Annotated in this window: 19 protein-coding genes; 7 read left to right on the top strand and 12 right to left on the bottom strand. The window is 66.4% G+C overall.

What is annotated here, in order from left to right:
* The first annotated feature begins 49 nt into the window (after positions 1-49).
* The gene (locus tag WAQ08_RS13990) at positions 50-1,426 is read left to right on the top strand and encodes an aminotransferase class I/II-fold pyridoxal phosphate-dependent enzyme (RefSeq protein ID WP_422192213.1); all 1,377 of its coding nucleotides are present in this window, start codon (positions 50-52) and stop codon (positions 1,424-1,426) included.
* 13 nt (positions 1,427-1,439) lie between these two features.
* On the opposite strand, the gene serB is transcribed toward WAQ08_RS13990, so the two are convergent.
* On the bottom strand, positions 1,440-2,141 hold the full coding sequence (gene serB, locus WAQ08_RS13985) for a phosphoserine phosphatase SerB (protein ID WP_422192212.1): 702 nt from the start codon (positions 2,139-2,141) through the stop codon (positions 1,440-1,442).
* Between the two features lie 69 nt (positions 2,142-2,210).
* On the opposite strand from serB, the gene WAQ08_RS13980 reads away from it, so the two are divergent.
* From WAQ08_RS13980 to WAQ08_RS13970, 3 genes are all read left to right on the top strand, one after another.
* Positions 2,211-2,915: a TfoX/Sxy family DNA transformation protein gene (locus tag WAQ08_RS13980; RefSeq protein WP_422192210.1), complete on the top strand. Its 705-nt coding sequence runs from the start codon at positions 2,211-2,213 to the stop codon at positions 2,913-2,915.
* Positions 2,878-3,759 (top strand): sterol desaturase family protein, encoded by an 882-nt coding sequence (locus WAQ08_RS13975; RefSeq protein ID WP_422192208.1) that lies wholly within the window; start codon positions 2,878-2,880, stop codon positions 3,757-3,759. Before WAQ08_RS13980 ends, WAQ08_RS13975 begins: the two co-directional genes overlap by 38 nt.
* Positions 3,760-3,934: 175 nt before the next feature.
* Entirely contained in the window at positions 3,935-5,623 is a 1,689-nt protein-coding gene (locus tag WAQ08_RS13970) for an NAD(P)/FAD-dependent oxidoreductase (protein ID WP_422192206.1), read from the top strand.
* On the opposite strand, the gene mfd is transcribed toward WAQ08_RS13970, so the two are convergent.
* The 4 genes from mfd to WAQ08_RS13950 form a co-directional block, all read right to left on the bottom strand.
* Entirely contained in the window at positions 5,624-9,103 is a 3,480-nt protein-coding gene (gene mfd / locus WAQ08_RS13965) for a transcription-repair coupling factor (RefSeq protein ID WP_422192205.1), read from the bottom strand.
* A gap of 114 nt (positions 9,104-9,217) precedes the next feature.
* A complete protein-coding gene (locus WAQ08_RS13960; protein WP_422192204.1) occupies positions 9,218-9,592 on the bottom strand; it encodes a hypothetical protein in 375 nt (124 codons plus the stop codon).
* A complete protein-coding gene (locus WAQ08_RS13955; RefSeq protein ID WP_422192203.1) occupies positions 9,589-11,058 on the bottom strand; it encodes a hypothetical protein in 1,470 nt (489 codons plus the stop codon). The genes WAQ08_RS13960 and WAQ08_RS13955 overlap by 4 nt, the downstream gene beginning before the upstream one ends.
* 31 nt (positions 11,059-11,089) lie before the next feature.
* Positions 11,090-12,610, bottom strand: coding sequence for a hypothetical protein (locus WAQ08_RS13950; protein ID WP_422192202.1), 1,521 nt, complete (start codon positions 12,608-12,610; stop codon positions 11,090-11,092).
* A gap of 83 nt (positions 12,611-12,693) precedes the next feature.
* Here WAQ08_RS13950 and ispD point away from each other — a divergent pair, with 83 nt between their 5' ends.
* Positions 12,694-13,455 (top strand): 2-C-methyl-D-erythritol 4-phosphate cytidylyltransferase, encoded by a 762-nt coding sequence (gene ispD / locus WAQ08_RS13945; protein ID WP_422192200.1) that lies wholly within the window; start codon positions 12,694-12,696, stop codon positions 13,453-13,455.
* Here the strand turns inward: ispD and WAQ08_RS13940 are convergent.
* The 3 genes from WAQ08_RS13940 to WAQ08_RS13930 all read right to left on the bottom strand — a co-directional run bounded on the left by WAQ08_RS13940 (position 13,391) and on the right by WAQ08_RS13930 (position 15,982).
* Positions 13,391-14,233, bottom strand: a complete 843-nt coding sequence (locus WAQ08_RS13940) for a zeta toxin family protein (RefSeq protein ID WP_422192198.1) — start codon at positions 14,231-14,233, stop codon at positions 13,391-13,393. The two genes, ispD and WAQ08_RS13940, sit on opposite strands and share 65 nt — an antisense overlap.
* Positions 14,234-14,363: 130 nt before the next feature.
* Positions 14,364-14,708, bottom strand: a complete 345-nt coding sequence (locus tag WAQ08_RS13935) for a type II toxin-antitoxin system Phd/YefM family antitoxin (RefSeq protein WP_422192196.1) — start codon at positions 14,706-14,708, stop codon at positions 14,364-14,366.
* A gap of 71 nt (positions 14,709-14,779) precedes the next feature.
* Positions 14,780-15,982 (bottom strand): ammonium transporter, encoded by a 1,203-nt coding sequence (locus WAQ08_RS13930; RefSeq protein ID WP_422192195.1) that lies wholly within the window; start codon positions 15,980-15,982, stop codon positions 14,780-14,782.
* Between the two features lie 230 nt (positions 15,983-16,212).
* Here WAQ08_RS13930 and ispF point away from each other — a divergent pair, with 230 nt between their 5' ends.
* A complete protein-coding gene (ispF, locus tag WAQ08_RS13925) occupies positions 16,213-16,728 on the top strand; it encodes a 2-C-methyl-D-erythritol 2,4-cyclodiphosphate synthase (RefSeq protein ID WP_422192193.1) in 516 nt (171 codons plus the stop codon).
* A 15-nt stretch (positions 16,729-16,743) separates the two neighbouring features.
* Here the strand turns inward: ispF and WAQ08_RS13920 are convergent, their stop codons facing one another.
* Positions 16,744-18,072: an ATP-binding protein gene (locus WAQ08_RS13920; RefSeq protein ID WP_422192191.1), complete on the bottom strand. Its 1,329-nt coding sequence runs from the start codon at positions 18,070-18,072 to the stop codon at positions 16,744-16,746.
* Between the two features lie 64 nt (positions 18,073-18,136).
* Complete coding sequence (gene ompR, locus WAQ08_RS13915) at positions 18,137-18,871, bottom strand: two-component system response regulator OmpR (RefSeq protein WP_422192188.1); 735 nt, start codon at positions 18,869-18,871, stop codon at positions 18,137-18,139.
* A 183-nt stretch (positions 18,872-19,054) separates the two neighbouring features.
* On the opposite strand from ompR, the gene WAQ08_RS13910 reads away from it, so the two are divergent.
* A complete protein-coding gene (locus tag WAQ08_RS13910; RefSeq protein ID WP_422192187.1) occupies positions 19,055-19,858 on the top strand; it encodes an SIMPL domain-containing protein in 804 nt (267 codons plus the stop codon).
* Here the strand turns inward: WAQ08_RS13910 and WAQ08_RS13905 are convergent.
* Positions 19,832-20,650 carry an arginyltransferase gene (locus WAQ08_RS13905; protein ID WP_422192186.1) on the bottom strand — a complete coding sequence of 273 codons (819 nt, stop codon included), beginning with the start codon at positions 20,648-20,650 and terminating at the stop codon, positions 19,832-19,834. The genes WAQ08_RS13910 and WAQ08_RS13905 overlap by 27 nt on opposite strands.
* The gene (gene aat, locus WAQ08_RS13900; protein WP_422192184.1) at positions 20,647-21,414 is read right to left on the bottom strand and encodes a leucyl/phenylalanyl-tRNA--protein transferase; all 768 of its coding nucleotides are present in this window, start codon (positions 21,412-21,414) and stop codon (positions 20,647-20,649) included. The genes WAQ08_RS13905 and aat overlap by 4 nt, the downstream gene beginning before the upstream one ends.
* Positions 21,415-21,503: the final 89 nt, after the last annotated feature.

The raw sequence follows: 21,503 nt of genomic DNA, 5'->3' as shown, positions 1-21,503 counted from the left end.
TGTGTCGTGATTCGTCAAATGCGGAAGGATCGCCGTACAGTGCCGGTCCATGGACCGCACAACAATCGCCCTTCAGGGAACGCTGGCAGGATTCCTGGCCGAAATGGCCAAGGCTCAGGCTTCAGGGGATACCGCCGCATCGCCCGCCATCGCCCGCCCCGCATCACTGCTGGGACGGCTGAGCCCTTTGCCCTACGGCTGGGACATGCTGGACGATTTCAGCATCGACACCTTCGCCAAGCAGATCGTGGGACCGGTGCTCACGCACGCCCAGGCGCATGACCGCAAGGGCCGGCCCCTGGGCGACGGCATCAACTTCGCCAGCCAGGATTACCTGTCACTGGCCTGCCACCCCCAGATCCAGACGGCGGCGGTGGAGGCCATCGCCCGCTATGGCGTGCACTCGGCCGGGAGTCCGGCCCTGATGGGCAACACGACCCTGTCGGTGGCGTTGGAGCAGCGGCTGGCCAGTTTCCTGGGCATGCGCTCGTGCGCGCTGTTCCCGACCGGCTGGGGCGCGGGCTATGGTGCCATCCGCACCCTGGTGCGCCCGGGTGATCATGTGGTGATCGACCACCTGTCGCACGCCAGCCTATGGGAGGGCGCCCGGGGGGCAACCAAGCACGTCCACAGCTTCGCCCACCTGTCCGTGACGGAGCTCGAAGCCCACCTGGTGCGCATCCGCCAGGAGTATCCCTCCGCCGGCATCCTGGTCGTCACTGAATCGCTGTTCTCGATGGACGCCGATTCACCCGATCTGCAGGCCCATCAGGAACTGGCCCACCGCCATCAGGCCACCTTGATGGTCGACGTGGCCCATGACCTGGGCAGCATGGGCCCCCACGGGCTGGGCGCTCTGGAAACCCAGGGCATGCTGGGCAAGGTCGACGTGGTCATGGGCAGTTTTTCCAAGACCTTCGCGGCCAATGGCGGCTTCGTGGCCTGCAACGAGCCCGGCCTGAAACTGGCCATCCGTTTCGGCTGCGGGCCGCACACCTTCACCAACGCGATGTCGCCCGTGCAGGCGGCGGTGGTGCTCAAGGCGCTGGACATCGTTCAATCGCCCGAGGGCCAGGTGCGGCGCCAGAACCTGCTGAACAACGCACTGCACCTGCGGCAATTGCTGCAGGGCACGGGGCATACCGTGCTGGGGCTGCCCTCAGCGGTAGTGCCGCTGGTGGTGGGCGGCATTGGCCGCTCGCGCCTGCTGACGCGCTTCATGCTGGCCGGCGGCATGCTGGTCAACCTGGTCGAGCACCCCGCCGTGCCGCGCGATGCCAGCCGCCTGCGCCTGCAGATCATGGCCGACCACACCTTCGAGCAGATCGATCAGTTCGCGGCGGTGCTGGCCGAGGCCAGCCGATTGGCCTCCGAGGAGTTGGCGCGCATCAACCTCACGCGCCCCGAGACCGAGCAGTTGCGCTGAAGGGCCTGACGGCTCAGGCCATCAATTCGAGCAGGCGGTCCAGACCGCCTTCATTGATGGCCACCATGGCCTGTTCACGCACCTTGGGCTTGGCGTGGTAGGCCACGCTCAGGCCGGCAGCACCCATCATCGGCAAGTCATTGGCACCATCGCCCACCGCGATGGCCTGGGAGGGCTCGCAACCGATGCGCGCGCACAGGGCGAGCAAATGCTGGCGCTTGGCTTCGCCATCGACGATGTCGCCCAGCACCTGGCCTGTCAGCAGGCCGCCTTGCACTTCCAGCACGTTGGAGTGTGCTTCGTGCATGCCCAGGCGCTCGCGCACGCGGTCGGCGAAGAAGGTGAAGCCGCCGGACACCAGCAGGGTCTGCAGGCCGGCGGCCTTGGCCGCGTTGATCAGCTCCGGCGCGCCGGGGTTGAGCTTCAGGCGCTGGTCATAGACCTGCTGCAGCGCTTCGGCCGGCACGCCCTTGAGCAGGGCCACGCGGCGACGCAGGCTGTCCTTGAAATCGGTGATCTCGCCACGCATGGCCGCTTCGGTGATGGCGGCCACCTCGGCCTTCTTGCCGGCGGCGTCGGCGATCTCGTCGATGCACTCGATGCTGATCAGGGTGGAATCCATGTCGAACGCGATGGCCTTGAAGGCGCGCAAGGTCAAAGGCGGCGTGAAGCGCTGGACGACCAGACCGGGGGCGAATTCGAGGGGAGCACTCATGGCGAAGATCAAAGCACGGCTTGAAAGAGGCTGGATTATCCTTCACCCCTCACCGCAGGATGCCTGATCATGCCCCGTGCGCCTATCCCTTCCCGCAAGCAGGCCTTCGCCGACCAAGTGGTCGAGCAGATGGCCTTGTTCGCGCCGGTCCAGGCCAAGCCCATGTTCGGCGGGCATGGCGTGTACCGCGATGGCCTGATGTTCGCGCTGATCGCCGACGAGCAGCTGTACTTCAAGGCCGACGACCACACGCAGGCGGTGTTCGAGCGCGAGGGCCTGATGCCTTTCACTTACGAATCCAAGGGCAAGACGGCCACCCTGCGCTATCACCACGCCCCCTCCGAGGTGTTCGATGACCCCGAGCGCATGGCTTGGTGGGCGCACCTGGCCTATGAGTGTGCGGTGCGCAACCGGCCTGCCGCGCGCAAGGCTGCCAAGCTGGGGGGGCAGGCGGCGCCCAAGGGGGCTGGTTCAAGCAGCCCGGGGCGCGGTACTGCCAGTCTGCAGGCGCTGCCCAACCTGGGGCCTGCGTTCGCGGGGATGCTGGTGCAGGCTGGCATCCGCTCCGAGAGCGCCTTGCGCAAGGCCGGGGCTGTCACGGCCTTCGTGCGCGTGAGGGCGGCGTTCCCGGAGGCCCCGCTGCAGTTGCTGTGGGCGCTCGAAGGCGCCCTGAGCGGCCGCGCATCCCAGGATGTCAGCGAAGCCGACCGCACCAGCCTGCTGATGGCGTTGGAGGATGTCACCCGCCATCAGCCCGGCAGGCCTGATCGCTGACATGGGCGAGGTTTTGCTGACGCCCTGGGTGCAGGCGGTGATCGATCACCAACTGTTCCTGGTGGTGGGCCTGATCGTGCTGGAACTGGCCTGGTCTGCTTGGCGCAGGCGCCCGACGCACACGGTGCGCATCACCTTGTCCAGCGTGTCGCTGGCGCTGCTGCATTTCGGTGCCTATGTGATCACCACCTTGCTGGTGGTTCTGCCGGTGCTGCAGGCTGTGCGTGAGGCCTTCGGGGTGTTCGATCTGCCTGCCGATGGCGCCTTGGCCTGGGGGCTGTGCCTGCTGGGCACGGATCTGTGTGCCTATTGCCTGCACCGCTCGCAGCACCACGTGCGCTGGTTCTGGGTCGGCCACAGCGTGCACCACACGGCGCCTGAGTTCAACCTGACGGTGGGCCCGCGCCTGGGCCTGCTGGACACGCTGGACCGTATCCCGTTCTTTTTGCCGCTGGCGCTGCTGGGGTTCCACGCCGAGATGATCGTGCTGTGCTACGCCCTGATCGAGCTGTGGTCCTTCTGGACGCACACCTCGTGGATCCCGCGGCTGCGCTGGCTGCCCTGGTTCGAATGGGTGTTCAACACGCCGGCCAATCACCGCCTGCACCACGGACGTAACGCCGTCTACCTGGACCGCAATTTCGGCGAGTTCACGATGCTGTGGGACCACCTGTTCGGCACCTACGTGCGCCAGACGGAGCCGGTGGACTATGGCGCTACGCTCATGCCGCCCCGCCAGGATCCCTGGACGGCCAATGTGTTCGAGTTGCGTCGCCTGTGGGCAGACATGCGTGCGGCACCGAACTGGCGTCTGGCGCTGGCTGTCCCCTGGCGTGGGGTTTGATCAGCAGGCCCCTGCAGCCATGTAGGGCCCCAAAAACGGCATTTGCACCTAAAATGGAGGGTTCCGATGTTACTTTTACGCTGGGCCTGCGATAGCCTTTACAACAGGCCTTGCGTGCATCTTCTCCGGCGTCCTTTTTGCGATTACCAGCGCATCAGCGTATAGCGTATAGGCCATGTTGAGAATCACTGAACTGCGGTTGCCGCTGGACCATGCGCAAGATGCCCTGAAGCCCGCTATCGTGGCCCGCCTGGGCCTCAAGGCTGGCGCTGATCTCAAGGACTTTACGGTGTTCAAGCGCAGCTACGACGCGCGCAAGAAGTCCGCCATCATCCTGATCTACACGGTGGATTGCGAACTGGCCGATCCGGCCATGCAGACCCGCCTGCTGGACGCCTTCAAGAGCGATCCGCACATTCGGCCTACGCCGGACACCAGCTATCACTTCATCGGCCATGCGTCGGCTGACGGCGGCGCTGCTTCCAAACCACGTCCTGTGATCGTCGGCTTCGGTCCCTGTGGGCTGTTCGTCGCCCTGATCCTGGCGCAGATGGGCCTGCGCCCCATCGTGCTCGAGCGTGGCAAGGAAGTGCGTCAGCGCACCAAGGACACCTGGGGCCTGTGGCGCCAGAGCGAGCTCAACCCCGAATCGAACGTGCAGTTCGGCGAGGGCGGGGCCGGCACCTTCTCCGACGGCAAGCTCTGGAGCCAGATCAGCGATCCGCGCCACCTCACGCGCAAGGTGCTGACCGAGTTCGTCAAGGCCGGCGCGCCCGAAGAGATCCTCTACGTCAGCAAGCCCCACATCGGCACCTTCCGCCTGGTCAGCATGATCGAGAAGATGCGTGCCGAGATCGAGTCGCTGGGCGGTGAGATCCGCTTCCAGCAACGCGTCACGGACGTGCAGATCGAAAACGGCCATGTGCGTGGCGTGACGCTGGCCAGCGGCGAGCAACTGCGCGCCGACCATGTCGTGCTGGCGCTGGGCCACAGCGCGCGCGACACCTTCACGATGCTGCACGAGCGCGGTGTGCACATGGAGGCCAAGCCCTTCTCGATCGGCTACCGCATCGAGCACCCGCAGGGTGTGATCGACCGCGCGCGCTTCGGCCCCAACGCGGGCAACGAGATCCTGGGCGCGGCCGACTACAAGCTGGTGCACCACGCCCGCAATGGCCGCTCGGTCTACAGCTTCTGCATGTGCCCAGGCGGCACGGTGGTGGCCGCCACCTCCGAGCCCGATCGCGTGGTCACCAACGGCATGAGCCAGTACTCGCGCAACGAGCGCAACGCCAACGCCGGCATCGTGGTGGGCATCTCGCCGCAGGATTACCGGCAGGATGGCCTGAGCGATGGCCCCGTGAACCCGCTGGACGGCATGGCCTTCCAGCGCATCTGGGAGTCGCGCGCCTACGAGCTGGGCGAGGGCGGCTACGTGGCGCCAGGCCAATTGGTGGGCGACTTCATCAAGGGCCAGCGCAGCACCGCACTGGGTGATGTGATGCCGTCCTACAAGCCGGGTGTGCTGATGACCGATCTGGCCCAGAAGGGCCGTGGCAGCCTGCCGGCCTATGCACTCGTCGCGATCCGCGAGGCGCTGCCTGCCTTCGAGAAGCAGATCAAGGGCTTCTCGATGGCCGATGCCGTGCTGACGGGTGTCGAGACGCGTACGTCGTCGCCGCTGCGCATCACGCGGGGCCGCGATTACCAGAGCCTCAACGTCAAGGGCCTGTATCCGGCGGGTGAAGGCGCGGGTTACGCCGGCGGCATCATGTCGGCCGGCGTCGATGGCATCGAGGTGGCCGAGGCCGTCGGTGCCTCGATCCTGGGCGTCAAGGCGCCAGGCATCAAAGACCTGGCCTGATCAAGCCTTGATCGGCTGCCCCAACTGCCGCAGCAGATCCCGCACGTATTGCGCCCGGTCCTTCGGATCGCTCAGCGCTTTCTCGACACGCAGCTTGTCATTGCCCGCCAGCTTGATCTGCTTGTTCTTCTGCACCAGCTCGATGATGCGCATCGGCTCGATCGGCGGGTTGGGCCGGAAGGTCACGTTGATGATGCCCGGCGCGGCGTCGATCTTGACCACGCCGTAGGGCTTGGCCAGCACGCGCAGCTTGTGCGTGTCGAACAGCGTCTGCGCTTGCGGCGGCAGTTTGCCGAAGCGGTCGACGATCTCCTCCAGCATGGTCTCGATCTTGTCGGTCGAATCGGCCGTGGCCAGGCGCTTGTACAGGCTCAGGCGCACGTGCACGTCGCCGCAGTAGGCGTCGGGCAGTAGCGCGGGTGCGTGCAGGTTGATGTCGGTGTTGCTGCCGAACATGCCCAGCGGTGAGAGCAAATCCGGCTCCTTGCCGTTCTTCAGCGAGCGCACCGCCTCGGACAGCATCTCGTTGTAAAGCTGGAAGCCCACCTCCATCATGTTGCCGCTCTGGTTGTCACCCAGCACCTCGCCAGCGCCGCGGATCTCCAGGTCGTGCATGGCCAGGTAGAAGCCGCTGCCCAGCTCTTCCATGTTCTGGATGGCGTCCAGGCGCTGCGCGGCCTGCTTGGTCAGGCCCTCCACGTCGGGCACCAGCAGGTAGGCGTAGGCCTGGTGGTGCGAACGGCCCACGCGGCCACGCAGCTGGTGCAGCTGCGCCAGGCCGAACTTGTCGGCGCGCGTCATCACGATGGTGTTGGCGCTGGGCACGTCGATGCCGGTCTCGATGATGGTCGAGCACAGCAGCACGTTGTGGCGCTGGGCCACGAAGTCGCGCATCACGCGCTCCAACTCACGCTCGGGCATCTGGCCGTGGGCGATGGCGATGCGCGCCTCGGGCAGCAACTCGACCAACTTGTCGCGCCGGTTCTCGATGGTCTCGACCTCGTTGTGCAGGAAGTAGACCTGGCCGCCGCGCTTCAATTCACGCAGCACGGCCTCGCGGATCACGCTGCTGGATTCGCTGCGCACGAAGGTCTTGATGGCCAGGCGGCGTTGCGGCGCGGTGGCGATCACGGACAGGTCACGCAGGCCCTCCATCGCCATGCCCAAGGTGCGCGGGATCGGCGTGGCCGTGAGCGTGAGCACGTCGATGTCGGCGCGCATGGCCTTGATGGCCTCCTTGTGGCGCACGCCGAAACGGTGTTCTTCGTCGATGATGAGCAGACCCAGGCGCTTGAACTTCACCGAATCGCTCAGCAGCTTGTGCGTGCCGATGACGATGTCGATGGTGCCGTCTTCCAGGCCTTGCATCGCGGCCTTGATCTCCTTGGCGGAGCGGAAGCGCGACATCTCGGCCACGCGCACCGGCCACTGCGAGAAGCGGTCGGAGATGTTCTGGTAGTGCTGCTCGGCCAGCAGCGTGGTGGGCGCCAGCAGGGCCACCTGCTTGCCGCCCGTCACGGCCACGAAGGCGGCGCGCAGGGCCACCTCGGTCTTGCCGAAGCCCACGTCGCCGCAGACAAGGCGGTCCATCGGGCGCGGGCTGATCATGTCCTGCACCACGGCATGGATGGCGGCGCGCTGGTCGGCCGTCTCCTCGAAGCCGAAGCTGGCGGCGAAGGCCTCGTAATCCTGCGCGCTGAAGCGGAAGGCGAAGCCCTCGCGTGCGGCGCGGCGCGCGTACAGGTTCAGCAGCTCGGCGGCGGTGTCGCGCACCTGCTCGGCGGCCTTGCGCTTGGCCTTGTCCCACTGCGGCGAGCCCAGCTTGTGCAGTGGTGCTTCGTCGGCACTCACGCCGGTGTAGCGGCTGATCAGGTGCAGTTGCGACACGGGCACGTAGAGCGTGGCCTTGTCGGCGTATTCCAGGTGCAGGAACTCGCTCGGGCCTTCACCCAAATCCAGGTTGATCAGGCCCTGGTAGCGGCCGATGCCGTGGTTGCTGTGCACCACCGGATCGCCCACGTTCAGCTCCGACAAGTCCTTGATCAGCGAGTCGACGTCGGTGGTCTGATCGGCCTTCTTGCGGCGGCGCGTGGTCGGGCTGGCGTCGAACAGCTCGGTCTCGGTGATGAACTGCAGGCCGGCGTCGGGCTGGGCGGCCTCCTGCCAGATGAAGCCGCCGGCCAAAGGCGCCACCACCATCGCACGGGCATGGTCGCTGGCGGCGAAGGCCTGCAGCGAATCGACCGAGGGCAGGTCGATGCCGTGGTCGCGCAGCAGTTCCAGCAGGCTCTCGCGGCGACCACCGCTCTCGGCCACCACCAGCACGCGCTGACGGGCGTTCTTCACGTGGGCCTGCAGCTTGCGCAGTGGCTCCTGGGCGCCGCGTTCGGTGGACAGATCGGGCAAGGGGCGCGCCCAGTCGACCGGCTCGCTGCCGCGCACGGCCAGTTGCGCGTGCTCGTTGGCCAGGGTGAAGAAATCCTCGGGCTTGAGGTAGATGTCCTCGGGCGGCAGGATGGGCCGCTCAGGGTCGTGCTGCAAAAAGCGGTGGCGCTCGCGTGTTTCGGTCCAGAAGCGGCGCAGGGCCTCGTCGATCTCGCCGTGCATCACCAGCGCGGCGTTGCCCAGGTGGGTGAACAGCGTCGAGGTCTCGTCGAAGAACAGCGGCAGGTAGTACTCGATGCCGGCCGTGGCCACGCCGTTGCCGATGTCCTTGTAGATGCGCGACTTGGTCGGATCGCCCTCGATGCGCTCGCGCCAGCGGTTGCGGAAGGCGCCACGTGCCGCATCGTCCATCGGGAACTCGCGGCCGGGCAGCAGACGCACCTCGGGCACGGGGTAGAGGCTGCGCTGGCTGTCCGGGTCGAAGGTGCGAATCGAATCGACCTCGTCGCCGAACAGGTCCACGCGGTAGGGCACCAGCGAGCCCATCGGGAACAGGTCGATCAGCCCGCCGCGCACGGCGTATTCGCCGGGCGAGACCACCTGGCTCACATGCGTGTAGCCAGCCAAAGTCAGTTGCGATTTCAGCGCGGCCTCATCGAGCTTCTGCTTTTGCTTGAAGTGGAAGGTGTAGGCCGCCAGGAAGGCCGGCGGGGCCATGCGCGTGAGCGCGGTGGTGGCCGGCAGCAGCACCACGTCCACGCCTGTGTCGGCTTCGCCCTTCACGCCTTGCTGCACGCGCCACAGCGTGGCCAGGCGCTCGGAGATCAGATCCTGGTGCGGCGAGAAGGTGTCGTAGGGCAGCGTTTCCCAATCCGGAAACACCGCGCGGCGCAGCTCGGGCGCGAAGAAGCCGATCTCGTCGATCAGACGCTGCGCATCCGCCGGGTCGGCCGTGATGATGGCGGTGAGCTGCCCTTGCGCCTTGCGTGCCCGTGCGAACTGCGCCAGCAGCAGGGCATCGGCCGAGCCGAGCGGGCGGGGCACGGTGTAGCGTTTGCCGGGGGCGATGGAGGGCAGGGGCAGGGCAGGCAGCATGGTCCGGAAATGACAAAGCGCCCGAACACGGGGTGTGCGGGCGTTGAAAGCTCAGGCGACGATTTTAGAGCGGGCCGGACGCATGCATGCGCGTCGGCCATTGATGCCCTCTGTTCAGGCCGGAGGTTCTTCGGTACCGGGCTCTACCACCTTGCAGGCCCAAGTGCCCGTTAGCCATTGGAGCAGCGCGCGCGCCAGCGGGAAGACCTCTTCGCCAGCGAACAGGTTGGCATACAGGGTGGCAGGCCGGACCTCGAACAGCAGCACATAGGGGTACTGCTTGGGGCCGGCAGGATCGAAGGTGTCGACGAAGGCTTGCCTCGCATCGTCGTCGGCGAAGACCAGCCAGACCTCGGGGCGGACCGGATCGTTCCATGCCGCACCGATGGTGCCGATGTGCTGGCCGATGGCGGCGGTGTCGAAAGTGCCGCGTTCAGGGGCCAGTACCACCTCTTCCTGTTCGAGCAGGGCGTCGATGTCGATGGTCATTTCGGTTTCTTGCTAGGGTTGATCGGGGCGGTCTTCTTGACCGCCACGGTTTTCTTGGTGGCCACGGGCGGCACGGCCTGGACCTGGAGTTGCACGCTGGCCTGCGCCGCCTTGTAGCGCTTGGAGGCCGTCAGCGTGGCCTGCAGCGTGTAGGTGCCTGGCTTGGTGTACTTTTGTCCGGCGGCGGGCGCGTAGGTGATGGTGCCCGTGCCTTCGGTGATGGTGGCGTTGAGTTGCGTGGGGCCCAGGGCCTCGCCCGCCTTGATAGGTTGGGGTGCGGTCCACGCGAGCCTGGCGTCGAGCTTGGTCCGGCAGACAGGGTGGGTGGCCTGGCAGGAGCCTGTCTTGTAGCTGTTCTTCTCGGCGTTGGTGCCGTTGCCGAGGTTGGTGTCACCAGGGCCTTTCGGGGCCGGGGCGCCATCGATGCTCAGCTTGCACAGGATGTCCTGCTGGCTGGTGCTGAACTGCCCTGCCTGCCGCTTGCCCTCCGCCAGGATCTCGATGCAGAACTTGGGCTCGGAGCTGAAGGCGTCGCCATTAGGCTTGACGCGCACCTGCAGGCCGTTGGCGAACTTCCAGACCTGGTTGGGGTAGTTGCCGCCCTGGTACAGGTAGTCGGTGGACTTGTCCTTGACTTCCTTGTCGAGGAAATCCTTCATCTCGTCGGGGGTCATGTCCTGCATCCTGGTCATGTAATCCTGCCCCTTGGATTTCACGCCGTCGGTGTCGTTGTCCCAGCGCTGCTTCACGGCTGGCGGCAGGCCGGTGCCCTGCTTCCAGCCATTGCCCTGGCGCACGGTCTCGAAGCCGGCTTGTTCCTTCACGTTCGCATACACCAGCAGGCGGACCGAGGTTTCACCTTTCAGGTAGTTGGCGGATTCGGCATGCACTGCGCGCAGGAAATGCGTGCCCGCCGCCAGCTTGGTGCCTTGCGCGGGGGTGTAGGCCAGCGCCGACTCGCCCTTGATCACCGTGGCCGCCAATTGGGTCTTGCTCAGGGCGAACGCGGGCGGCGTGCCGGCCAGCGTTACAGCGGTCGGTGTCTTCCATTGAAGTTGTGGCGCTGCCTTGCGGACCTGGAAGCTCTGGGCGACGGGGGCGCTGGAGGCCAGGTGGGTGGTCGTGGCGGCCGTGCTTGCTGAGATCACATGCGTACCGGCTACCAGCACCAGGCCGGCATTGACCAGCTTGGAGTCAGCGTCCGCGTAGCTCGGCACGGCACCGCCCAGTGCCGTGGCGTTGAGGTGCGCCGCCGTGGTCAGGGTGTCGCCGTAGGTCAATGCCTTGCTGGTAGGCTGCCAGGTGATCACCTGGGGCTGAGGCGTGGTCGGTGGCGTGACCGGGGCGGGCCCCTTGGCCTGCGTCTGCGGTTGGGGTGTGGCCTTGCCGCCCCCTTGTTTTCCTGGCAGGTGCTGCTGGACGAACCCCACTTGCTGTGGGCTGGGTTTGCGCTTGCGGCGTGTCATGGTCGTGGTGTAGCGGTGCGGTCGGGCTGGCTCAGGTCCGGAGGGCTTGCGACAGCGCCTTCAGGGTGGACTGCAGGAGGGCGTGGACGGTCACGGGCACGAAGGGGTTGGCATCAATGGCCGACAGCAAGGGATCGGCATCGACGTAGGCCAGGAACTCCGCGATCTGCGATTGGGCCTGCCGATGGTGCTCGCTGCGGCGGGCATCGTCTTGACTGGCATTGAGGGCCGCGTCCAGCGTGTCGGCCAGGGATTCGTCCAGTGTGGCCAGGATGGCATCCAGGCCGGTCAGGCGGTTTTCCAGATCCGGGAAGGTCGGTTCGTCCTCGTCGGCGAAGGTGTCGCGTATCTCGGTGCGCAGCTTGTCCAGTTCGCCATGAACCTTCTGGCGTGCTGCCAGCCAGGCCAGCCTGGCCTTGGCGTAGTTCACGGCGCCTGTGGGGCTGCGGCCCTCGGATGATGGCGCGGGCGCAGCCGTGGTTGCCTGCGGGGTCGGCTTGGCCGTGCCGCCACTTGGGGCCGCGCTGTTGCCCGTGGCCTTTCGCAGGGCCGCCAGGATGCTGCGGGCGGTGTCCCACTGCGCGCCCTTGAGGGCCGAGTCGAACTGCGCGACCGACTTGCCGATGGTGTCTGCCATGGCGGGTTTCTGGGCGATCAGTGCTTTCAGCCCGTTGCCCAGGGCCTGCATCTCCTGCCTGAGTGCCAACCCTTCGACGGGGGGTGCCTGAGGCGGTTTCGAGGGCTGGGCGGGTGTTGATTCCTCCTGTCCATCGGCATCCGCGAACTCCTGGGCTTCGTCATCGACATCCTGGCCGTCTAGCTGGATGCGCACTGTGGTGTAGGGCAGGGGCTTGTTGAGTTTGAGGACGAGTTCGAGCTGCTTGCGCAGGCCGGACAGCACCTTCGATTCGATCACCAGCACAATCCGGGTGGGCTGTTCGGGGTCGGCAAAAGCCTGGCCCCAGGTTATGCGCGTGGCCTCGGAATCCTTCTGGATCAGCTTGGCCAGCGCACGACCGGTCTGCCGCGGGTGCACCAGGAAGCGATGATCGGGCGCGGTTTTGGCCAGACCTACAGCGAACTGCATCGGGCCCCGTTTGAGGCGCATCAGCCCGGCCTTCAACTGCGCCTGGTAGGCCACGGGGTCGGCCAGGCCGGTGATCTCTTCCTCGTCATCTGCATCGGACTTGCCGGCTGCGGCGGTCGGCGCGGCCTTGCCGCGATTGAGCAGGCTTTCGCGGGTGCCCGAGAGCAGGCGTGTGGCCGCCCTCAAGGCAGCGAGCGTGTTTTGCAGGGGTTCGGCTGCGGGCGACTTGCCGGCGGCCTTGAACTGCTGTTCGACCTCCTTGCGCAGTGGTGCCATCCGGTCTTCAACGGCCTCCAGGGCTTTGGTGGCCACGGCGAGGCCCTTTGCATCACCCGCTTCGGCCTTGCCATCGGCGGCTTCCAGCGCATCCAGTGCTTGGGCGAAGGGCTTGGCGGCCTTCAGGCCCTCCGGGAGTTCCTTGAGCCACCAGCGTCCTTGCAATGTGGGTGTGGTGTTCTTCTTCATGGGCGTTCCCCGATGGAGCGCCCGGCGTGCGAGGTGTGAATGGCCATGGCGATGAAGGATGGTTCGCCAGCGACAATAGCCGCATGTCCATCACTTTCCAATCCCCTGGCTTCAAGGCGCGTTGTTTTGCCGTCGTGCCCTGTGCCGGCATCGGCGAGCGGGCCGGCGTGGGCGGCCCCAAGCAGTACCACCCGGTGGCTGGCAAGGCCGTCGTGGCGCACACGCTGGCCGCTTTGGGTGCTGTGCCAAGGCTGGACGCCACCCTGGTCGTGCTTTCGCCGCAGGACACCCAGTTCGAGCTGCACGCCCCGGGGTTCGATAGCGAGCGCGGCTGGGTGGCCCGCGTAGGCGGTGCTTCACGTGCCGAAAGCGTGGCCAACGGCCTGGACGAACTGCTCGCCCGCGGCGCCCAGCCACACGATTGGGTGCTGGTGCACGATGCAGCCCGCTGCCTGCTGCGGCCCGAATGGGTCGAGCGCCTGATCGATGCCTGTGAAGGCGACGAGGTCGGCGGCCTGCTGGCCCTGCCGGTGGCCGACACGCTTAAGGCTGCCACGCCCGGGGGCGAGGGCGAGCCCCGATCAGCGAACACGGTGGACCGCGCGGCCAAATGGGCAGCGCAGACCCCGCAGATGTTCCGCCTGGGCCTGCTGCGTCCCGCCTTGGTCGGTGCCTTGAGTGATCCCGAACTGGCCGCCCGCATCACCGACGAAGCCAGCGCCATCGAGGCGCTGGGCCATCAGCCCCGCCTGGTGCCGGGTGACTTTGAGAACTTCAAGGTCACTTGGCCGGGCGATTTCGCTTTGGCGGCCCGCCTGCTGGCGACGGTGTCGCCACCGGCTTGAGCGGTGCAGCGGCTGGGCGCTTGGCGCGTTCGACCGGGGCTTTGCCGGCAGCGGATTTCGCCGTGGCAGAGGGCGCAGGGCTTGCCTTGGCGATCTTGTCACCATCGCCCGCCGACGCGGACTTGAGCGCCGCCATCACGACCGGCTTTGCCCATTCAGGGGTGCTGGCCAGGGCCACGGCATCCTGCGGTTGCTTGACCACACCGCGCCCGTCCTTGTCACGCTGCCAGTGCAGCAGCAACTGCGGCTTGGGCGCGATGCCCTTGTGCGGATCAGCCTCGGCCGTGTTGTCGTACATGCGCAGCTCGGTCAGCACCGGCAGCAATTGGATCAACTGCAGCCGGCTCTGATCGAAGCGCCGGCGGATGTCGGCCTCGGGAATGTCGTGACCACCCTTGCGCACGCGGGCCTTCACCCGTGCCAGATGATGTTCGGGGCTGGCCAGCCCCACGTACCACACACGCACCTCGAAGCCCTGGCGTGCCGCCTCTTCCAGCAGCTTGGCGAAGCTCTTGCCGCCCAGCGTGGTCTCGAAGTTGTAGTCCAGGCCCTTGGCGATGGCGTGCTGCAGCAGGCGCTTGCCTTCGTGCCAGGCCGCGCTGTTGGCCTGCGTGGCGCTCAGGTGCGGTTGCGCCCGGCGGATGGCGGCCGCGGCCTCATCAGGGTTGAAGTACTGCGCACCACGCGCCCGGATGGTGGCGCCACCGACACTGCTCTTGCCGGCGCCGTTGGTGCCGGCAAGGACGAAAAGGCGAGGGGTGTGGTCGGTGGTGGCCACGGTGCTGTCTCTCTCTTGTTGATTTATCAATAGGTTCAGGCGCACCGGGTGGTGCGCCTTGTCAGTCAGAAGGTCTTGATGACCCTGGGGGGCCGATGCTGACGTCGGCGGGCGTCAGGCCAGAGGCTGTTCAGCCCTTGGCTGCGGCCACGGCCGCCAGGCCCAGTTCGTCGGGCGATGCGTCGAAAGCATCGAGCATCGCGTCGCGGGCTGTGGGCCCCTGCATGCGCTGCAGCAGGGCGTCGAACTCATGGCTCAGCGTGTCCAGCGGCTGGGCCTGCGCATCGAGCAAGGCCTGGTAGGCATCGAGGGACAGCACCACGGCGGTGGGGCGGTCCCGCTTGGTGATGGCCACCACGCCTTGGCTGAACACCGTGTCCAGCACCTTGCCAAAGCTGTTCTTGGCCTCGGTGGCTGAAAATTCAGCCACCGGCACATCTTCGCCTCGGGGATTGCGCAGGGTCAGAGCGGTCATGATGGGACATCCGTCGTCAGTGTGTGGTCCATTTTAGCCATTTTGGTCAAAATGTCCAGCCGCGCCAGATCTCACCACGAGACTTCCTGCTCGGGGCTGGCCTTGATGCGGTGGATGGACAGGTCCGCGCCGTCGAATTCCTCTTCCTGCGTCAGGCGCAGGCCCAGCACGCGGTGCAGCAGCCCATAGACGGCAAAGCCCGTGGCCAGCGCGAAGAACACCACGATCACCGTGCCCGCCACCTGGGTGCCCAAGTGCACACCGCCGACGCCGCCCAGGGCCTCCTGCCCGAAGATGCCGGCCGCGATGCCGCCCCAGGCGCCGCACAGGCCGTGCAGCGGCCACACGCCCAGCACGTCGTCGATCTTCCACTTGTTCTGCGTGAGCGTGAACATCACGACGAAGATGGCCCCGGCGATGCCGCCCACCACCAGCGCGCCAGCGGGGTGCATCACATCGGAGCCAGCACATACGGCCACCAGCCCGGCCAGCGGGCCGTTGTAGGCAAAGCCCGGGTCATTGCGGCCCATCAGCACGGCCACCAGGGTGCCGCCGGCCAGCGCCATCAGCGAGTTCACCGCCACCAGGCCGGAGATCTTGTCGATGGTCTGCGCGCTCATCACGTTGAAGCCGAACCAGCCCACGGCCAGGATCCACGAACCCAGTGCCAGGAAGGGGATGGAGGAGGGCGGGTGAGCCGACATGGCGCCGTCTTTTCGGTAGCGGTTGCGCCGCGCACCCAGGATCAGCACGGCGGGCAGTGCTACCCAGCCGCCGAAGGCATGCACCACCAGCGAGCCGGCGAAATCATGGAAGGTGCCGCCCGTCATGCGCGTCAGCCAGTCGCCGAAGCCGAACCTGTTGGCCCACATCGCGCCTTCGCACAGGGGGTAGAACACACCGACGATGAGGGCCGTGGCGATCAGCTGCGGCCCGAACTTGGCCCGCTCGGCGATGCCGCCCGAGATGATGGCCGGGATGGCCGCGGCGAAGGTCAGCAGGAAGAAGAACTTCACCAGCGCATAGCCGTTGCCCTGGGCCAGGGTGCCGGCGCCCGCGTAGAAATCCACCCCGTAGGCCACGGTGTAGCCCACGAAGAAGTACACGATGGTGGACACGCAGAAATCCACCAGGATCTTGACCAGCGCATTGACCTGGTTCTTGCCCCGCACGGTGCCCAGTTCCAGGAAAGCGAAGCCGGCATGCATCGCGAGCACCATCACGGCGCCCAGCAGGATGAACAGCGCATCCGTGCCTTGTTTGAGTTGTTCCATCGTCGGTGAGTTGTGAAAGAGCGGATTGCGCACTGTTATGGGTTGTGTGCGCCAGCTTGGGTTGTTAATGCACTCAAATGAAGCAATATTCGCGCCCGAATTTGATGCGTATCGGGCCACTTCGGACATCTCCAAGGCACCGTGTATGCACAAATCAGGTGCTTCATGGATTGATTTGATCGTTATTGGTGCATTCGGACGTCTCCAGGGCGTCTGCGATACTGACGCCCATGACGACGCCTTCCGCACCCTCCGCTCCTGCTATTCCTGACCTGCGCATCGGGGAGGGGTGGGACACCCACGCATTGGTCACGGGCCGCCCGTTGGTGCTGGGCGGGGTGAGCATCCCGCACACCCATGGCCTGCTGGGCCATTCGGATGCCGATGCCTTGCTGCACGCGCTGACCGACGCGCTGCTGGGTGCCGCTGGGCTGGGTGACATCGGTCGCCATTTCCCGGACACGGATCCAGCCTTCAAGGGGGCCGATTCGTTCGCGTTGTTGGTCGAAGCCCGGCGCCGTGTAGGCGAGGCCGGTTGGGCGGTGGTCAACGTGGACAGCACCATCCTGGCCCAGGCGCCCAAGATGGCGCCGCACATCCCTGCCATGCGCGAGCGCATCGCGCAGGCCTTGTCGATCAGTGCCGATCAAGTCAATGTGAAGGCCAAGACGGCCGAGAAGATGGGCCCCGTAGGCGAGGGGCGTGCCATCGAGGCCCGGGCGGTGTGCCTGCTGGCCAGGGCTTGAGCGGCATCAACCTGCTCAGGGCGCCCGCTTGAGGCGGATGTGCGCCATCAGCCCGCCGCCGGGCGCATTGGCCAGTTCCAGCGCGCCACCCATGCGCTGCAGCGCCTTGTCCACGATCGCCAGGCCCAGCCCGGCGCCAGACGCCGCCGTGCGCGCCGCATCCCCCCGGAAGAAGGGCGTGGTCAGCTGCACCAGCTTTTCAGGGCTCACACCGGGCCCGTGGTCGCGCACGCTCAGGATCACCCAAGAGCCTGAGCGCGTGTAGTTCACCTCCACATTGGCCACGCCCGTGTACGTGTTGCGGCCATAGCGCCGCGCGTTCTCGAACAGGTTGCTCAGCACGCGGCCCAGTTCGGTCTCATCGGCCATCACCTTGGTGTCAATGGGCAGCTTGGCCGAGATGCGGATGCGCTTGGTGTCGCGGAACTGGCCGATGGCCTTGTCCACCACGCTGGACACGTGCACCGGCACCAGGCTGACTTCGCCTGGCCGCGCATAGTCCATGAACTTGTCGATGATGGCGTCGAGCTGGTCCACGTCGGCGGCGATGTTGCGGCGCGCCTCTTCGTCGTGCACGCTCATCTCCGCCTCCAGGCGGATGCGGGCTAGCGGTGTGCGCAGGTCGTGCGAGATGCCGGCCAGCATCACCGCGCGGTCTTCCTCCACCTTGGCCAGTTCGCGCGCCATGCGGTTGAAACCCTGGTTCACCTCGCGGATCTCGCGGGTGAGCATGGATTCATCGAGGATCGAGTCGTACTCGCCCTCGCGGATGCGGCTGGCCGCGAAGGACAGCTCCTTGAGCGGCTGGTTGATCAGCCGCGCGATGGTGGCCGAGCCCAGCACCGTGGCGATCACCGCGATGCCCACCCAGATGAACCAGGTGCGCCCCGTGAGCGGCTCCACCCGTGTCGGGTCGGCCTGCAGCCAGTAGCGGTCGCCATCGATCTGGAAGCCCACCCACAGGCCCTGCACATTGTTCACGCTGCCGGCGATCACTGTGTCCGGCCCCAGGCGCGAGCGCAACTCCGACGAGATCACCTCCGTGAAGCGGCTCACCTCGAAGCGCACGTACTGGTCCGATGGCTCGCGCGGCTTGAGCGAGATCGACTCCTGGTCGAAGATGGTCTTGATCAGGGTGACGCGGTTGATGCGGTCCGCGTACTGCAGCGCCGCGCGCGACAGGTTCACCAGCGAGGCGATCTGCTGCGCCGCCTGGATGGCGCGCGGCTCGAACTCCAGCGCGCGGAAGGTCTGCACCCACGCGACGATGCCCGCCGTCAGCAGCACGGCCAGCAGGATGAAGGTACGCCAGAACAGACTGAGGGCGAAGCGGTTGCGGGGCATTGGAATCGTTATGGAGAGGTGAACAGCTTCACGCAGGCAGGGGCGCGGTGGCCCCGTGCCTCAATCAGCTGCCACCGTCCGGCACGAACACATAGCCCACGCCCCAGACAGTCTGAATGTAGCGCGGTTGGGAAGGATCCGGCTCGATCATCTTGCGCAGTCGCGAGATCTGCACATCCAGGCTGCGGTCGAAGGGCTCGAACTCGCGGCCACGGGCCAACTGGGCCAGCTTGTCGCGCGACAGCGGCTGGCGCGGGTGGCGCACCAGGGCCTTGAGCATGGAGAACTCGCCCGTGGTCAGCGAGATCGGTTCGCCTTCCTTGCTCAGGCGGCGCAGTGCCAGGTCGAACTCGAAGGGCCCGAACAGCACGGTCTGGGCTTCCTTGGCCGGGGCGCCGGGGGCCTCGGGGGAAGGGCGGCGGCGCAGCACGGCGTGGATGCGGGCCAGCAGCTCGCGGGGGTTGAAGGGCTTGGGCAGGTAGTCGTCCGCGCCCACTTCCAGGCCGACGATGCGGTCCACGTCCTCGACCTTGGCGGTCAGCATGATGATGGGCGTGACGTCGTTGGCCGCGCGCAGGCGGCGGCAGATCGACAGACCGTCTTCACCGGGGAGCATCAGGTCCAGCACGATCAGGTCGACGGTCTCGCGGGTGAGCAGGCGGTTCAGGGCCTTGGCGTCTTCCGCGAGCAGCACCTCGAAGCCTTCCTGGCTCAGGTAGCGGCGCAGCAGATCGCGGATGCGGGCATCGTCGTCCACCACCAGAACACGGTCGTGGCGCTGATTGGCGTTAGGAGTCATGGTTATCGTCCTCAGCGAAATTTGTAACAGAGACGATTTTGAACAGTTTGACGGGTCGTTTTCAGCCATCTGACCTCTTGTTACAAATCTTGCCGATGGGTAAGAAATGCGTACGTTGTCGGCAGGGACATCGTCTGGCGCGTTAGTCTGGGGTGTTCGTCACACAGAAAAGGACCCTTCTCGATGACTTCCAGCCGCCGTTTCGATGCACAACCTGCCCGCGTTCTTGCCGCATCTTCAGCATCCGCACCGCGTTCGCGGCGCCAGGCTTTTGCTGCCGCCACCGTGGCGCTTCTCGTGGGCGCCGCTGCCCTGAGCGCCACCCGGGCTGATGCGCAGACCGTGGTCACCGAGCGTCGCAACGCCGTGTCCTTCTCGGCCACCGCCACGCAAGAGCTCACGCAGGATCTGCTGATCGTCACCCTGCAGGCCAACAAGGATGGCGCCCAGGCCTCCGAGGTGCAGGCCGGCCTCAAGCAACAGCTCGACGCAGCGCTGACCGAGGCCCGCAAGGCCGTGCAGCCCAATGGCGCACTGGAGGTGCGCACCGGCTCCTTCTCCATCCACCCGCGCTACACCAACCAGGGCAAGGTCAATGGCTGGCAGGGGCAAGCGCAACTGGTGATCCAGGGTACCGACATGGCGCGCATCGCGCAGACCGTGGGCCGCCTGAACCAGCTCAACGTGGTCAACGTGCGCTACGACCTGTCGCGTGCACTGCGTGAGCAGTACGAGTCGCAGGTCACGGCCCAGGCCATCGCGGCCTACCGCGCCAAGGCGGTGGATGTGGCCAAGGCCTTCGGCTTTGCCAACTACACGCTGGGCGAGGTGAACATCCAGGCCGGTGAGGGCTTCGAAAACCGCCCCGTGCCGATGATGATGAAGGCCGCCCGCGCCGAGGCCGCCGATTCGGCCCCGCTGCCGGTCGAGCCGGGCAAGGGCACCGTCACAGTGACGGTGTCAGGCTTGGTCGTCCTCGCGCCCTGACGAGGCCATTGGCCGCCCCGCTGTGCTGGGGTGGCCTCCCACGGCTGGCGTGGGCGCCGACGGATCCCGCCAGTGCCCCTGCTGCAAGATCTGGTACGGCTTGAACGAGGCTTTGTAGGCCATCTTGGGGCTCTTCTCGATCCAGTAGCCCAGGTAGGCGTAAGGCAGCCCCAACTGACGGGCCTGCTGGATCTGCCACAGGATGTTGTAGGTGCCGTAGCTGGCGTGCGGGTCCGGATCGTAGAAGGTGTAGACCGCCGACAGCCCGTCGTTGAGGATGTCCAGGATCGACACCATGCGCAGCGTGCCGGGCTGCCCCGGCGTGCCGGGATCGCGGAACTCCACCAGACGCGAGTTGACGCGGCTTTGCAGCAGGAACTGCGTGTACTGATCGACCGAATCCTGGTCCATGCCGCCGCCACTGTGCCGGCTGGCCTGGTAGTTCAGGTACAGGCGGTAATGCTCCGGCGTGAAGCACAGGCGTGACACGCGCGTTTCAAGGTCCTGGTGTGCCTTCCAGGCACGGCGCTGGCTGCGGCTGGGCTGGAACTGCTCTGCCGGCACACGCAGGGGGATGCAGGCCTGGCACCCGTCGCAGTACGGGCGGTAGGTGAACATGCCGCTGCGCCGAAACCCGCTGGACACCAGCCCCGAGTAAACATCGGCGTTGATCAGGTGGCTGGGCGTGGCCACCTGCGACCGGGCCGTCTTGTCCCCCAGATAGCTGCAGGGGTAGGGCGCCGTCGCATAGAACTGCAGTGACGCCAGGGGCAGGTCTTTGAGGTGTGTCACGGCAACAAGGGCGACTCAGGGCTCGAAGCAGGGGGCTCGGTCAACTGGGACCAGAAGGAATCATCATAGGCCCAAACCTCGGGTCTGGGGTGGTCCACGACCTGTTTCAGGTGCGCTTCAAAGCGTTCCCGTGACCAAGGCACGGCCCCGAGCGATGCCAGGTGCTCCGTCTGCTGCTGGCAGTCGATCACATCGATGCCGTTGGCCCGGCAGAAGCACACCAGCGCGGCCAGCGCGATCTTGGAGGCATCCGTGCGGTGGGCGAACATCGACTCGCCGAAGAACATGCGTCCCACGTTGACGCCGTACAGCCCGCCGGCCAGTTCGCCATCGATCCAGGTCTCGAACGAATGGACCTGCCCGGCGAGATGCCAGTGCCCGTAGGCCTCCTGGATGGCCGGCACGATCCAGGTGCCGTCCTGGCCATCACGGGGCTTGTCGGCGCAGGAGCGGATCACGGTGGGGAAATCGTTGTCGATGCGCAGTTCACAGCCGGGCGTGCGGCGAAAGCGCGCGATGGTTTTGCGCAGCGAGCGCGACAGCTTGAACTGAGACACCGGCAGCACCATGCGCGGTGCGGGCGACCACCACATCACCGGCTGGCCCGGGCCGAACCACGGGAAGATGCCGCGCCGGTAGGCCGCCTGCAGACGCTCGATGGTCAGCTCGCCTCCGGCGGCCAGCAAACCGGGTGCGTCAGTCTCCGGTCCAAGCGCGCGGCGCGTGTCCGGAAAAGGTGAGTGAGCCTGTAGCCAATCGATCATGGGTGACAAGCATAAACACAAGCAAAAAAAAGCCCGGTGGCAAGCCACCGGGCCTTAAGGTACCTTGAATGAGGATCGGAGGTACCGAG

It is taken from the genome of Aquabacterium sp. (assembly GCF_049274795.1).
Classification (GTDB): Bacteria; Pseudomonadota; Gammaproteobacteria; order Burkholderiales; family Burkholderiaceae_C; genus Aquabacterium.
This window is presented reverse-complemented; position numbering and strand designations above follow the sequence as displayed.